At 46.4% G+C, this 14857-nt stretch carries 15 protein-coding genes; 9 read left to right on the forward strand and 6 right to left on the reverse strand.

Features of this window, described 5'->3' with window-relative positions:
• Nucleotides 1-19: 19 nt before the first annotated feature.
• Entirely contained in the window at nucleotides 20-1396 is a 1377-nt protein-coding gene (gene gdhA, locus NST47_RS02390; RefSeq protein ID WP_445667439.1) for an NADP-specific glutamate dehydrogenase, read from the reverse strand.
• A 685-nt stretch (nucleotides 1397-2081) separates the two neighbouring features.
• Between gdhA and NST47_RS02395 the strand changes: the two genes are divergently transcribed.
• On the forward strand, nucleotides 2082-3104 hold the full coding sequence (locus NST47_RS02395) for a fatty acid desaturase (RefSeq protein WP_341153787.1): 1023 nt from the start codon (nucleotides 2082-2084) through the stop codon (nucleotides 3102-3104).
• A gap of 92 nt (nucleotides 3105-3196) precedes the next feature.
• Here NST47_RS02395 and NST47_RS02400 read toward each other — a convergent pair whose 3' ends face one another.
• Both NST47_RS02400 and cidR read right to left on the reverse strand, forming a co-directional pair.
• Nucleotides 3197-4657, reverse strand: a complete 1461-nt coding sequence (locus NST47_RS02400) for an alpha-amylase (RefSeq protein ID WP_341153788.1) — start codon at nucleotides 4655-4657, stop codon at nucleotides 3197-3199.
• A gap of 120 nt (nucleotides 4658-4777) precedes the next feature.
• The gene (gene cidR, locus NST47_RS02405) at nucleotides 4778-5656 is read right to left on the reverse strand and encodes a cidABC operon transcriptional activator CidR (RefSeq protein WP_341153789.1); all 879 of its coding nucleotides are present in this window, start codon (nucleotides 5654-5656) and stop codon (nucleotides 4778-4780) included.
• A gap of 142 nt (nucleotides 5657-5798) precedes the next feature.
• Here cidR and NST47_RS02410 point away from each other — a divergent pair, with 142 nt between their 5' ends.
• From NST47_RS02410 to NST47_RS02425, 4 genes are all read left to right on the forward strand, one after another.
• Nucleotides 5799-6167 carry a CidA/LrgA family protein gene (locus NST47_RS02410; RefSeq protein ID WP_341153790.1) on the forward strand — a complete coding sequence of 123 codons (369 nt, stop codon included), beginning with the start codon at nucleotides 5799-5801 and terminating at the stop codon, nucleotides 6165-6167.
• Nucleotides 6167-6850, forward strand: coding sequence for an LrgB family protein (locus NST47_RS02415; protein ID WP_341159588.1), 684 nt, complete (start codon nucleotides 6167-6169; stop codon nucleotides 6848-6850). Before NST47_RS02410 ends, NST47_RS02415 begins: the two co-directional genes overlap by 1 nt.
• A gap of 299 nt (nucleotides 6851-7149) precedes the next feature.
• Nucleotides 7150-7335, forward strand: a complete 186-nt coding sequence (locus tag NST47_RS02420) for a hypothetical protein (protein ID WP_341153791.1) — start codon at nucleotides 7150-7152, stop codon at nucleotides 7333-7335.
• 375 nt (nucleotides 7336-7710) lie between these two features.
• Nucleotides 7711-8079: a hypothetical protein gene (locus NST47_RS02425; protein ID WP_341153792.1), complete on the forward strand. Its 369-nt coding sequence runs from the start codon at nucleotides 7711-7713 to the stop codon at nucleotides 8077-8079.
• Nucleotides 8080-8138: 59 nt separating this feature from the next.
• On the opposite strand, the gene NST47_RS02430 is transcribed toward NST47_RS02425, so the two are convergent.
• Complete coding sequence (locus NST47_RS02430; RefSeq protein ID WP_341153793.1) at nucleotides 8139-8585, reverse strand: GreA/GreB family elongation factor; 447 nt, start codon at nucleotides 8583-8585, stop codon at nucleotides 8139-8141.
• A gap of 379 nt (nucleotides 8586-8964) precedes the next feature.
• Here NST47_RS02430 and NST47_RS02435 point away from each other — a divergent pair, with 379 nt between their 5' ends.
• Nucleotides 8965-9168, forward strand: coding sequence for a sporulation protein Cse60 (locus NST47_RS02435; RefSeq protein WP_076235850.1), 204 nt, complete (start codon nucleotides 8965-8967; stop codon nucleotides 9166-9168).
• Between the two features lie 603 nt (nucleotides 9169-9771).
• Here NST47_RS02435 and NST47_RS02440 read toward each other — a convergent pair.
• Entirely contained in the window at nucleotides 9772-10587 is an 816-nt protein-coding gene (locus NST47_RS02440) for a DUF6492 family protein (RefSeq protein WP_341153794.1), read from the reverse strand.
• Between the two features lie 188 nt (nucleotides 10588-10775).
• Here NST47_RS02440 and NST47_RS02445 point away from each other — a divergent pair, with 188 nt between their 5' ends.
• The 3 genes from NST47_RS02445 to NST47_RS02455 are packed head-to-tail and all read left to right on the forward strand — an operon-like array spanning nucleotide 10776 to nucleotide 14475.
• Nucleotides 10776-12773, forward strand: a complete 1998-nt coding sequence (locus tag NST47_RS02445) for a translation factor GTPase family protein (protein ID WP_341153795.1) — start codon at nucleotides 10776-10778, stop codon at nucleotides 12771-12773.
• A 53-nt stretch (nucleotides 12774-12826) separates the two neighbouring features.
• Complete coding sequence (locus tag NST47_RS02450; RefSeq protein ID WP_341153796.1) at nucleotides 12827-13741, forward strand: DMT family transporter; 915 nt, start codon at nucleotides 12827-12829, stop codon at nucleotides 13739-13741.
• Entirely contained in the window at nucleotides 13741-14475 is a 735-nt protein-coding gene (locus NST47_RS02455; RefSeq protein WP_341153797.1) for an SDR family NAD(P)-dependent oxidoreductase, read from the forward strand. The genes NST47_RS02450 and NST47_RS02455 overlap by 1 nt, the downstream gene beginning before the upstream one ends.
• 19 nt (nucleotides 14476-14494) lie before the next feature.
• Here the strand turns inward: NST47_RS02455 and NST47_RS02460 are convergent, their stop codons facing one another.
• A complete protein-coding gene (locus tag NST47_RS02460) occupies nucleotides 14495-14806 on the reverse strand; it encodes a hypothetical protein (protein WP_341153798.1) in 312 nt (103 codons plus the stop codon).
• Nucleotides 14807-14857: the final 51 nt, after the last annotated feature.

Raw genomic sequence — 14857 nt, forward strand, 5'->3', positions numbered from 1 at the left:
CAACTGCAGGCGATATGAATTAAATAATACCTTGTGCAATCATTGTGTCTGCAACTTTAATGAATCCGGCGATATTAGCACCAACAACGAGGTTGCCGGGATATCCGTATTCTTCAGATGCTTCTACGGAATTTTTGTAAATGTTTTTCATGATCATATGAAGCTTGTCATCCACTTCGTGGAAGCTCCATGAATATCTCATGCTGTTTTGCGCCATTTCCAGTGCAGATACCGCTACGCCGCCAGCATTGGCCGCTTTAGCAGGTCCGAACAGCACATCATTTTCCAGGAATACGTCGATCGCTTCAAGTGTACAAGGCATATTGGCACCTTCACCAATCGCTTTAACACCGTTGGCAACCATCAATTTCGCCGCTGCTTCGTCAATTTCATTTTGCGTAGCAGAAGGAAGTGCGATATCACACGCGATGGACCAAATATTTTGACAGCCTTCAAAGTAAGAAGCTGTTGGGTGCTCCAGTACATAGTCGGAGATACGCTTTCTTTCGACTTCTTTCAATCTGCGAACGGTATCAAGCTTAATGCCGTCCTTATCGTAGATATATCCATTGGAATCGCTGCAAGCTACAACCTTGGCGCCTAATTGCGTAGCTTTTTGGATTGCATAAATCGCTACGTTACCGGAACCTGAAACGACAACTGTGCTATCTTCAAAGCTTAAGCCCTTGGAGTTCAACATTTCATTAACAAAGTATACCGCACCATATCCGGTAGCTTCTGTACGAGCCAGGCTGCCTCCATAAGTAAGGCCTTTTCCAGTAAGAACGCCCGCTTCATTGCCGCCGCGAATCCGTTTGTATTGTCCAAACAGAAAGCCAATTTCCCGGCCGCCTACACCAATATCTCCCGCAGGTACGTCAGTGTCAGGTCCGATATATTTGTTCAGCTCTGTCATAAAGCTTTGGGTAAAACGCATAACTTCGCCGTCGGATTTACCTTTGGGATCAAAGTCGGAACCGCCTTTACCGCCACCAATGGGCTGACCGGTCAAGGAGTTTTTGAAGGTTTGCTCAAAGCCGAGGAATTTGATAATGCTGGCATTAACGGAGGGGTGAAATCTCAGTCCACCTTTGAAAGGTCCAATTGCACTGTTAAATTGTACGCGGAAGCCACGGTTTACTTGCACTTTACCTTTGTCATCTACCCAAGGTACGCGGAAGGAAATCATGCGTTCCGGCTCGACGATTCTTTCGAGCACACCATGTTCCATATATTTCGGATGCTTAGCGATGACAGGAATGAGGGATTCGAGAATTTCTTTAACCGCTTGATGAAATTCGCTCTCATTAGGGTTGCGGCTTACAACAGTTTCAAAGACGCTTTGCACATAATTGCGTGCTCTTACATCAGCTTCGTTCGTGGATTGAACAGTAATCACAGGGTCTAACCACCTTCATCGAGTAATTTCGTATTCCAAAGTCTACAGAATATATTTTCACATAATTTGAGTTCGGCGGCAACATTTATTTACAAAGCGTGTTATGTATGCATGGAACAAATCAACTGATTTTGGTAATCAGATTATTTGAAAAACGCAGAAAAACTGCAGAATTAAAGCATGCGGGCAGATGATTTCCATAATTACAGACCCAAGACAAGCTTCAGCAAAATGTGACAAATATTGAACTCTTGAGGTTGGGGGAGTAGGTTCTGACTAATAATTTTGGAGGAATGTATATTGCGCTTATATGCAGTTAGGTTATAATTAAAGATGCTTACTAATAAGATGCCAACTCCGAAGGTCCCCCTCTATGATGGCGATATGCCACTCTAAGATGAAACTCTTTTAACTACCCACATGGTATTGGAATGAAAAGCAACAGAACTTGAAATCACAAGCGGCAAAATGGGAAAGTCAACGATTGAAGCTTGCAATCCCCAATCATAATGCGTATAATCAAGTTGAAAATGATAATCATTATCAATTGAATTGCGCTTCAGCAATGTACGGCTGTTCGATTTTATAAATAAGAAGTTGAAACTAATCCTGAGCTTCTACGTATACGTCAACAGGTACACATATATCTACCATGGATTCGAAGAGAGGAAGATTTATTACAATGCTCCATAAGGAACAAGGCAGCTGGCGCAAAGACATCGCACCCTACGAAAGATCGCATCTCAAGCACAGTGTGTGGCAACTCCTGAATACCGTTATTCCTTTTTTCATTCTTTGGTATCTTGCCTATTTAAGTTTATCGGTTTCTTATTTTCTTACCCTACCGATAACGATCGTTGCAGGCGGTTTTCTCGTACGGATTTTCATTATTTTTCATGACTGCTGCCATAAATCGTTCTTCAAAAATAAACTTGCTAATGAGATAGTCGGAACGATAACAGGGATCTTGACCAGTGTTCCTTTTCGCCAATGGAGACACACCCACTCCGTACATCATGCGACCAGTGGTAATCTGGATAAGCGGGGCACGGGAGATATTTGGACGATGACCGTGGATGAATATTTGGCTGCCTCGTTATTGAAGCGGATCATTTATCGGATATACCGCAATCCGTTCGTGATTCTTGGTATCGGTCCAACTTACATTTTTCTGATAGATTATCGCTTTAACCGTAGAAATATTAACATGAAGGAACGAATCAACACTTATATAACCAACATCGGTATATTCGGTTCGGCAGCTCTATTGTGCTGGACACTGGGCTGGGAAGCATTCCTGCTCATACAGGTTCCGATCTTTCTGATTTCCGGTACAGCCGGCATCTGGATGTTCTACGTTCAGCATCAGTTCGAGGAAACCTACTTTGAAAATAACGACAAATGGGATTACGTAAAAGCGGCTATGCAAGGAAGCTCTTTCTATAATCTACCCAAAGTGCTGCATTGGATCACCGGAAATATCGGCTTCCATCATATTCATCATTTGAGTCCGCGTGTGCCAAACTACTATCTGGAAAAGGTTCACAATGTGAATCCGGTATTGCGGGATGTCGAGACAATTACACTGCGCACAAGCCTGCAGTTGCTTCGCTTCCGAATCTGGGATGAGCGGGATAAAAAGTTTGTCACCTTCAAGGACATTAAACATCTGGCTGTCAGTCGAAAAGTAGTAGAGGAAATGTAAATCATACAGCCCTTATTGCTCTTATAACGCTTATAGATAGGAACGAAAGGCACCCATCGGGTGCCTTTTGCATATGGGCTGCAGCCCATGGATCAACCCTCGTCAGCAAGCGCCCATACCGAGACACTGCCTCCATTCACCGGAAAGCTGGCAAACCCATCCGTTCCGATCGTGATTTTATCATTCCGCGTGTTGGTGAAGTCAATCCATACTTGACCCGCACGCTCCGGTCCAACGCACATTCGTTTCTCGCCGTTGTCCCCGTTGGAGATGACCACAGCACAGCCTGAGCGCTCAATATCCGGCACACCCCGGCGTACCCAGCCAATAGTATTCGGATGATCGAAGTAGTCCTCCTGGTCGCCATACGCTTTATGGTAGCGTGCATACAGCAGGGGATCGATGGCGGCTTGTTTGCTTGCAATCGAGGGTTCACCGCCAATGCCATAATAATCACCGTAAAAAACACACGGATAACCGTCTTTACGAAGCAGGATGATCGCGTAAGCGCTTTGCTTAAACCAGTCACCCACCCACGATTCCAGCGCCTGACCTGGCTGTGAGTCATGGTTATCGACGAAAGTCACTGAATTTTGTGGATGCGTGGCCACTAAGGAGTTTTTAAAAATCGTCGTCAGATTAAAAGCCTTGCCTGCTTGTGCAGCTTCATTAAAATTATAATGGAGACATACATCAAATAAGGATAGCTTGCAATCTACCGTGTCCAAAAATTCCTGACATGCGCCAGGATCCGAATTCCAGAATTCACCCACTATGTAAAAGTCATCACCGCGAGCCTTCATGATTTGGGTCACAAAATCCTTAATAAACTCGTGACTAATATGTTTGATCGCATCGAGCCGGAATCCGTTGCATTGCAGCGTATTGGCCAGCCATTGGCCCCACTTGATCATTTCCTCCTTGACCTTCGCGTGGTTATAGTCAATATTCGCAAACATTAAATAATCATAATTTCCGTAGGCATCGTCCACATGCTCGTTCCACTTTTTATTTTCACCGAGAATTCGGAAAATTCCACTTTTATTTTGCTTGGCATCAAAGTCGGTACCATTAAAATGCTCGAAGGTCCATTTAAAATCGGAATATTGATTGCCGCGGCCAGGAAACGTAAATTTGGTCCAACCTTCGATATCAAAGGGCTGGGAAATTTCCTCAGTCCGGTTATCGTCGTCCACCTGAATTACCTTAAAAACTTCCTTTTCGTCAGCACCGGCTTTATGGTTCATCACGAGATCGACGTATACGGCAACACCGTGCTCCTGACAGGTTTTGATCGCTGCTTCAAGCTCTGCTTTTGACCCGTATTTGGTACGGACTGTACCCTTTTGGTCAAATTCCCCCAGATCGTATAAATCATACACGCTGTATCCCGTATCCTCGACCGATTGGCCTTTGGTAACGGGTGGAATCCATACGGAATCGATCCCTCTTTCCTTTAATTCCGGGGCCAGCTTGGCCAGGTTGTTCCAATGGTTTCCGTCGGATGCCAGGTGCCACTCAAAAAATTGCATCATTGTGTGATTGCGTTCCATCCAGTTTTCCTCCCTAAGCTACGTACATATCGATAGATCGATCTTTTAAGAGATTACCCATCCGGTTGTTCAGATAAACACGATATATCCAAGGAATCGAACTTCTTCTATGAATGGCAATTAAAAAAGACTTTGGGTGAATCGAATCCATTCCCGTGCGGCTAAAGAGAGGTAGCTGTTTTTGCGCCAAATCATCACCAAATGCCAAGGAATGGAGGGCCCAATCAAGGGAATCGCTTTGACGTGGGCAGGGTCAAGCCTTTTGCAGATGGTTTCTGGCAGCAAGGCAATACCGAGATTGGCCGCGGTCATTTCATGAATAAAATCCCACTGCGAGCTTTCATACAGCACATGAGGGTGGAAGCCACTGCGGACACATTCAGCGATGATCTGATCATGCAGGGCAAAGTCCTGATGGAAAAGGATAAATGTTTCCTTGGACAGTTCCGAGAGAGCAACCTCACTGCGCTGCGCGAGCCGATGGGAGGGATGGACGATCAGCTTTAAATTTTCCCGAATAATCAAGTGGGAGTCGAACAGCTCCTCGTTCGTCGGCAGCAGCACAACACCCATATCGAGATGGCCGTTAGCAATTTCAATCTGCAGCTTCTTGGAGCCCTCTTCGACCATTTCTATCGTCACGCCCGGGTAAAGCTCGCGAAAACGGCTCATCACTTGAGGGAAAAAGCTCGACCCGACCATAGGCGGCAGTCCGATACGAATATGACCTTTATGTAAATTCGTCAGGTCACTCAGCTCCGATGTCAGGTTTTTGAACGAGCTTACGATATGCTGCGCCTGGGAGAGTATCGCTTGCCCCGCATCTGTTAATTCGACGCTCTTGCCGACTCGGGAAAAGAGGGTCAGGCCGAGCTCCTCCTCCAGACTTTTGATCATCTTGCTCAATGTGGGTTGTGTAATATGCAGTGCCTGGGCGGCTTTGGTGAAGCTGTTGTACCGAGCCAGTTCCAGCACATACTGCAGCTGCCTGATATCCATCGGTGTACCTCCTGACTATAGATAAATGGAATGATAGGCATTCAATACATTCATTTTACCAATGATAGATGTTGAAGTACACTTTATAAGTGCGGTGAAGCGAGACCTATTCACAGCACTTTGATGAAAGGATGGATTCACAATGAACAAACTCCTGAAAAGTGTGCTTCAGATTGGTTTTTTTATGCTGGTTTCACTAGCTATGAACCAACTGGTGGTGCTGATGCATTGGCCGATTCCCGGCAGTATTTTGGGGATTGTGGTCGTTTTTATTGGGTTGCAAACGAAGCTGATCAAGCTGGAGTGGATTGATGCTGGCGCGAGCTGGCTGTTGGCAGAGATGCTGCTTTTTTTCATTCCACCTGCCGTCAGTCTGATTCAATATAAAGATCTGATCATGTCCAGCGGATTGCGGATTCTGCTCGTTATGCTGGTTAGCTCCATAACGGTTATGGCAGGGGCAGGCTTCCTGGCACAATGGATGGTCAAGGACAAGAGGAGAAACCCATGATGCTTATACTGGCGCTAGGATGTCTGATCATAACGATAGCTGTATACGGGTTGTCCAAACGGCTGTATCGCGCTGTTCCCAAAGTGTATTTATCACCGATCCTGCTCACACCGACTGTTGTTATGATTGTGCTGCTGCTCACAGGGGTTCCTTACGAAACGTATCATATCGGAACGGAATGGCTGAGCGAGATGATCGGACCGGCGACAGTTGCCATGGCGGTACCGCTGTACAAGCATTTAGCGATACTTAAAAAACATGCGCTAACGATTATGGTAAGTGTCTGCTTTGGTTCGAGCCTGGCTATTATATCCTCGGTGTGGCTGGCCAAGGAGCTGCATCTTCAGAATCAAATTATCGACAGTCTCGCTCTACGCTCCACGACGACACCTATTGCGATGGCTATGACGGAGATGCTGGGTGGTACACCGGCAATCACGGCGATATTCGTCCTGATGACTGGCTTGTTTGGCATGATGGTGGGGCCACTAATCATCCGGCTATGCCGGATTGAGCATGATATTGCTCGTGGTGTGCTTTTCGGGACAAGCGCACATACGGCAGGTACCTCCAAAGCGTTCGAATTCAGTGTGGTCTCCGGTTCTATCTCCAGTGTAGCGATGATTGTGACAGCTTTCTTTACGCTCGGCACTGCGCCCTTGATATTGTTATGGCTGCTGTGACACCTAATTTGAAAATAACAAAAACAAACATATGTTCCTTAATTTGTGATATCATAGAAGGGTATAAGTTCACTCGGAGGAGGCGTTCGCTATACAATTGCTATGGTGTGCAAATTGCAGCTATGCTCATGATGCTGAACTATGGAAGGTAAAAGGATATAAGTATGGCTCGTGCCCGAAATGTGGTCAGAGCGAATATCGATTCGCCAACAATTGGATAGTCCTCGCTGATTTGAACGGCTGGTTATTACCGATTAACGGAAATAAATACGAAGTTCGTCAATTAAATCTCGATTTCAATGAGTAAGATGGAAGCGTATAGTTTGAAGACTTTAGCATACATTCAGGAAAATTTCGGAGATACCTCTGCTGATCCTGTTCTAGCTACATCAGAAGCTTTAAACGCATACCATAAATCATTAGGATTCGTCTTTAAAGCTGATGAGAAAACATTTATTTTGTATGCCCATGTTTCGTTGTTTTAAGAGGTTACACGTTTTATTTTACAGACCCAAATTATACTAAAACTATTACCACGCCAATACTTATAGACGGGTATGATGTATGTGGTAATTTAATATATAATAGTGCACAAATCATGCTTAATAGTCAGAAAACCCTATCATGTACCCAAAGATGAACAGATTTGGGGCATGTCATTTACATATTAGTTTAATCTTTAACAAAGAATCTGCGCGGCAAGCAGCTCCTTTCAAATCTTCACAAAGTAAGAGGTTTTGTTCAGATGTCTGCAATCAAAACCAGTCCAGAGGCATAAAAAAGGCCCTACAAGCCATTTTCTTTTTCTTGATCTTCGTAAGAAAGGGGAAAATGGTAAAATAGGGACTTTCTGTTTGTGTATGGCTGTATCGCATTTTTGTAGATACCATGGTAACATCTTCACAAAACTAACTGATTTTATACAGATGTCCGGCTGGGATCTGATTGAGGATACGCAAACCCTAGTCATCGCACAATATGAAGGCAAGGAACTGCATCTATTCGATGTGATCAGTAAAGAGCAGGTTGAACTGACAGCTTTGCTGGCCGCGGTCGTTAGCACGGAGATCAGCAGCGTCCACTTTCATTTTACGCCGCAATTTAGCGATATCCGGGTTGTAGCTACGCCTTCCCTTATTGAGTCGGACACGACACTTTTCATTCGGTCAAATTCAGCTCGTTTATCATTGCCAAACTTTCTGCGATTTCCTCTTGTGGCACAGGCCTGACAAAAGGGTAAAGCAGCCTTCTGGTATAGCAAGGCTGCCTGATTGGTTGTGTCTTTTATTTAACTGATGTCACCACTGTTCACATACTTGATACCTTCGACTTTTACCGAAATGACCCCGGAGGGTATGGCCAGCTGATACGTCTCATTGATTTGAGACATGAGTAATTGAATCCCCATGGGAGACAAAAACGAGATCAGGTTGTGGTTAGGATCAGCATGTTGGGGGAAAACAATGGTGAAGGATTCGATCCAATCATCGTTTACATACCGCAGTTCCAAGCGGCTTCCGATCAATGCAACGGAGTTTAGACGGTCTTCGTTAAGATCAGCAACGATTTTTTCGAGAGTTGAAGTATAATCTGATAATATCCGCTCAAACGCACTGCGCTTGTGATTGTTTTCCGGGAAATAATGATTCAAGAAATTGATCTTTTCTTCATCAAAATAAACAAGCTGATTGATCAACTGCAATCGTGAACCAACGAGCAGCGGACTACGGTTCATAGTAGATCTCGCCTCCTTCACGACTCACGAACTCTCTTGGATGGTTACAATCCATTTTCACACAAATCCCTCCCATATAAATAGAGGTCTCCCTTATGGAGACCTTGAGAACAGTATACCAAGTATTATATGTAAATCCAATCGATTCCTTTTTGTAAAAGAACAATTATTTATTTCTACATTCAATAACTTAGTTTGACAGCCGCCCCGTAGGGTGCTAAGATAGCTTAAAGTGAAGGCATTCCGCAAGTATTGCGGAATGCCTCATTGTCTTTTCACACCCCTCTTACATTAAATGTAACCGAATACAGGGGTGCGCGTCATGGAGTCACTTCTTGTGCTGCATGGCTGTAAAACCATTTGAAAAGGAGCTGCTGCAATGATCCAAGTTAAAGAATTTCTCGATACGGATAACTCTTATGCCGAGAACAAAGCGAATGAGTTTTTGGCCGGTTTAAAAGATGATCAATTGATTAACGTATGTTACGGTTCGGTCATCAAATCAACACTTTCTGGTGTAGAGCACCAAAGAAGTGCGATTCTGGTCGTTTACAAGACGAACGAAAAAAAGCGAGTGACATAGAAAAGCCACTCGCCGAATAATGAGGTGGGCTGCGCATTGAAAAAGAAACCAATGCTTGATTTCAACAAATTAAGCAAAGACAAAACACGTACATTTTTACTGTTAGTATCAGTATGCTCTACCGTGGTTCTTGTAGTTATCGCTATTTATGTTGTCCTTACAATTATTTCCAATAAATAGTTTATCAACAGGAGGCTGGTTTAAATGGAACCCTTAGTGTTATCGCATGGTGTACTTGCATCGAGAGTGATCTACAACGAACCGTAGTGAATCATCGGAATTGGCAGGAACTATGTAACGCTGAGTCAATTCTACACGCGGCTCCTCTACAGAAATTTAGCATTATCACATAGACATACCTTGATTCAAGGAGATCATGCCCTGTTGTTGAAGGGAGGTGATCTCTTTTTTTACGTGGCTGTCTTAGAAAATATCAATGGCACGGTGGATGACGAAGGAAGGCACTTGGATTACCCTCTATGGGTAGCCTGAGTGCCTTCCTGTGTGTATCAGACTCTGTAGATACGAAACAGCAAGGTTACACTCATGAAGAGATGATGCTCCGGGCCATGTGTTCATGATTACAGGCCAGCCAGCTTGACGTTACCGCTTCGATTTTTTCGTATAACACTTCCGCTTGTGAAAGGAGATAGACCGATAGGTTCTTGCCAGTTTCTTGATTCGTTTTTGGGGAATTCCCGCCGGATTCATGCTTAAGCTCTTGTTCAGTGCTTTTTTCAGAATGACACGCTTGGGGGAGCCGGCATACAGAAAATTCCCGTATGTCTCGAATTCGGAAAAACCAAACTGCTTGGATTTATTAATACTGCGGATGATCGCGGAATGCCAGCTGGTGTTGTGTCGGGCGGCGATCTTCTTTTTGAGTCGGGCCAGCTTCGCTTTTTCAAACAGCATATAGTGGGTGACGAAGGAGGACGGTCTCGGTGCACGCTTCCCCAGCAGCTTTCGATACGTATTAAAGTATTCAGGCTGACTCCAGTTACGGCAATAAAATATTTGTTTACCGCCTGATCTGAACAAATGTGGACGTATAAGCACGGTGTCTGCGTCGATAACGAGATAAAATTTTTGGGAAACCTTCGAACTGCCTCCGAACTTTAACAGCTGCTGGAACAGCCAGCCGGAGCGGTCCCATTTACGAGAGCTGTAATGGATATTTTTTTTGGTTATTGGCAGGACGGTATTTTCATGAACAAAGGTACAATTTTTCCGTGCGCAGAGGCTTTTGATCCGTTCGCTGTCCGGGGATACAATCATGATTTTCCCGATCGGATGCATCACATATTTTCTTACACTGTCAATAACGTAAGGCAGCGTCGCTAAATCCTTATCAATGGCAGGGATGAGCACATCGATCTTCGTGCGGCTGCGCCGCTGATTCCGGGTTGCACTGGACATTTGGTCAACTCCATCGGCTATTGGTTTTGGGCGAAAGCGCTTGTGAGCTGATAATTATTGGACTCCACGCCACAGCTCTCTATGAATTAAGAGTATGTGGATGCAGCAGGTGGCGTTCCGAATAAGTCATGCAACTTTGGCCCAATTGCGCTAAAATGAAATCAAAGCTGTTAAGGAGCCAAATATCTATGTGTGAGGAACAAGAGGAAAGACGTAATATTGGGATATTCGCTCATGTGGATGCAGGGAAAACGACGACGACGGAGCAGATGCTGTATCAGAGCGGCCGCATTCGCACGCTGGGCAGTGTAGATACAGGAACGGCACAGACCGATTCGCTGGATGTGGAGCGGGAGCGGGGGATTTCTGTGAGGGCTTCTGTTACACGCTTATCCTGGCAGGGAGTTTCGATCAATCTGGTGGATACGCCAGGACATGTCGATTTTCTATCTGAGGTTGAACGGTCACTGCGTGTGATGGATGGTGCGGTTTTGATTATTTCAGCCGTGGAGGGTGTGCAGTCGCAGACGGAGGTTATTTGGCAGGCTCTGCGTGAAATGCGGATGCCTACGATCATATATATAAACAAAATGGATCGGGTAGGTGCAGATCCGTTCGCTGTTATGGAGCAAATTCGACGTCTGCTCACTCCCGGTGCAGTACCGATTCAAGCTCCAGATGGAGTTGAGGATACCTTTGTCGGTCCGGTTGATCTGCTGGATGTGAGCAGGACCGAATATGAGGCATGGGCAGACCCTTACAGGAAGCTGCTTGTCGAGTATGCAGCTGAGCAGGATGATACATTGATGATGCAGTATATGGATACGGAGGATGTGCGTACCGCAGAGCTGCTGCCTGTCCTCCTTGATTCGGTACAGCGTTCGCATTGTGTGCCTATATGCTTCGGGGCTTCGAATCGGGGCATGGGTGTAGCACAGCTGATGGACAGGATGGTGCATCTGCTGCCAGCTCCTGCCGGTGCCAATGAAGCCGAGCTTTCCGGAATCGTCTTCAAGCTGGAAAAGGACGCGACGATGGGACGTATCGCTCACGTGCGCCTCTATAACGGGGTGATCCGCAATCGCGATACAGTGCCTAATCATACGCTTGGCATTGAGGAAAAAGTTACACAGATTCGTAAAGTAGAGGGACAGAAGACGATAGATACAGGGATTTTGCAGGCTGGCGATATCGCTTCTGTATACGGCTGGAGTCGGGCAAGAATCGGCGACATTATAGGTTCTCCGAAGGGCGTGCCGGGAGAGCAGCGGTTGGCGGTTCCACTGCTCACTGTGCAGGTGCATTGGCGCAATGAAGCCGAATATCCGGCAGTCGTAGCTGCGATGCAGGAGCTGGCTGATGAAGATCCGCTGTTGGATCTGCAGTGGCTGCAGGATGAGCGGGAGCTGCATCTCAAGGTTATGGGACGGATTCAGATGGAGATTATTACACATCTGCTAATCAGCCGGTTCGGACTCGTTGTCACCTTGGGCGAACCTTCGGTGATCTATAAAGAAACACCCGTACATGCGGGGGAAGGTTTTATGGCTTATACGATGCCTAAGCCCTGTTGGGCCATTTTGCGATTTCGGATCGAGCCTGGAGCCAGAGGTAGTGGGCTGCGGTACAGCTCGATAGTCAGAAATGAGCATCTGCTGGAACGGTATCAGAATGAAGTGGCACGGCGGGTGCCGATTGCTCTGGAGCAAGGGCTGAGGGGATGGGAGGTCACCGATTTAATCATCACGCTGATCGAAGGCGAGCATCATGTATGGCATACGCATCCGCTGGATTTTGTTATTGCGACCCCGATGGGGATTATGGACGGATTAGCCAACACCGGCACGAAGCTGCTGGAGCCGATGCTGCGGTTTCGCTTGTCCACACCGGAGGAATACGGTGGCAAGCTGATGAATGAGCTTGTGCTGATGCGCGGTCAGTTTGATACACCCGTGCTGCGGAATGGACGGATGGACATAGAAGGCATACTTCCTGTTGCGACATCGCTCGATTTTCCTTCACGGCTTGGCTCACTGACCAAGGGGCGAGGGACGTTATCCGTGTTTTTTGCAGGTTATCAGGATTGTCCGCCGGAGGTAGAGGTGGAACGGCAACGAAGAGGGGTTAACCCACTCGATCAATCCAAGTATATTCTCGCTGTCCGGAATGCGCTTACACAGCTGTAATGAAGCCAAGAGAATGACATCCATTCAAGATGAAGGAACGAGGCGCTTTTTGCATGATACAGTCCTATGTACTGCTGATTTTGTGTGTGATCTGTTGGGGCAGTAACTTCGTATTTGGCTCGATGCTGGTTCATGAGTTCCCTCCGCTGCTGCTGTCGGCTTTTCGATTAACAGCGACCTCGATTTGCTTGCTCAGCTATGCTTGGGGTACACGGAAGCTGGGTAAGCTGTCCCTTCGGGATTGGAAGCTGCTGGTTCCGCTCGCTATTTTCGGAACACTGCTCAACCAAACGGCGTTTTTTACCGGTCTTCAAACTGTTGATGCGACGACAGCTTCGTTGATTTTATCGTTGGCTCCGCTGACGATTGCTTTATTGGCAAGAATCTTTTTGAAGGAATTGATTACCAAGCAAATGCTGGTGGGCTCTGTGATCGCGATTACTGGTATTTTTTTCGTGGTAGGCAGATCAGATGGTCTTCAGATTTCCATTGGGATGCTGTACGTTTTTATAGCGATGTTCACCTTCTCCGTGTCTGTCATTATTATGCGTAAGCTGACGGAACGAATGGGTGCATTTACCGCTACCGTGTATTCGACGGTTATCGGCTCGAGCCTGGTCATACCGGTAGCATTGATCAAGGAACCGCTTCATCAGGTGAGTCCGCATCTGTGGGCGTGGGTGCTGTTGTTTGCTACAGGCATTGTGATGCAGGGTGTTTGCTCGGTCATTTGGAATATCCAGTTAACTCGGGTAGGGGCGGGTAAGGCATCGGTGTTTTTAAATTTACAACCGTTTGTCGCAATGCTTGTGGGATTCCTGCTCCTTGGCACTGCGGTGTCTATCGTCCAGGTCGTCGGTGCGCTGCTCATTGTGGGTGGAGTGGTGCTGGCGACTTTACAGAGAAAAGCAAAGGCTAATGGACTTGTTGAACCTATAGGCACAATCACAATAAAGGAGATAAAATAATGAAGAATCAAGCAGCATTAATTACAGGCTCTGCAACAGGAATAGGTAAAGCCGTCGCACTTCGTCTTGCCAGAGAGGGTGTCCATATAACGGTCAATTATTCCAAATCGGACAAGGAAGCCGAAGAAACCCGGCAGGAAATTGAAGCGCTGGGCGTAAAATGCCTGTTATTTAAAGGTACCGTATCGGATGATTCGCTGGTGAGACAGATGGTACAGGCCACGATCGATGCTTTCGGGAGACTGGACATATTGGTGAATAATGCCGGAGTGACGGATTTTGTCAGCCATGATGATCTGGAAGGTCTCAAGGAAGAGTATTGGGATCGGGTGATGGATGTTAATGTGAAGGGGATGTTTTTCTGCTCACGTGCTGCATCGGCTGAGTTAAAGAAGAACAGAGGCTGTATCATCAATATCACATCGGTTGCAGGGCTTACTGGGCTTGGCAGCTCGATTGCGTATGCGGCTTCCAAAGCAGCGGCCAACAGTGTGACCAAATCATTGGCACGTGTGATGGCACCTGAAGTGCGTGTGAATAGCATAGCGCCTGGCATTGTGCAGACAAGATGGGTCGAAGGTCAGGAGGAGCATGTGAAGCGCTTGGGTGAAGGAACACCACTGGGCAGAGTTGCCGCTCCTGAGGACGTGGCTGACGTGGTGTATGCGGTCATCGCGCACTCTCATTTTGTCACCGGTGAAATTATTAAAGTTGATGGCGGTATGTACATCTAGGAGACGGTCCTTTTGCGTGCTAGTCGTATTTCTCGTCGTCAACGCGGCTTGTGTTCTCCAGGATGAACTCTAGTTCGGTTTCAAAATTGAGCAGCAGCGGATCAGGCAGCACTTCGAGGATTTCCTTCACAACAGGTAATCCCATAGCTTCCTCAAGCGTTTGGGGCCGCTGCTCCAGCTCATCAACCCAATCACGGACAGTCTCGATCCATACATAAAAAGAAGCTTGGAATTGATCTGCCGTTGACTCGGCTTCCTCACTATCCGACCCAGCCATCGAGTTCCAGTTTCTAATAACGGCAGCTAGCGCTTGCTTGATCTTCTCATTCATAGTGAGTCCTCCTGACAATTACCTGCGTTACACTAAATTATCATAGAGCAG

This window comes from Paenibacillus sp. FSL H8-0034, from assembly GCF_038000305.1.
In the GTDB taxonomy this organism is placed as follows: Bacteria; Bacillota; Bacilli; order Paenibacillales; family NBRC-103111; genus Paenibacillus_S.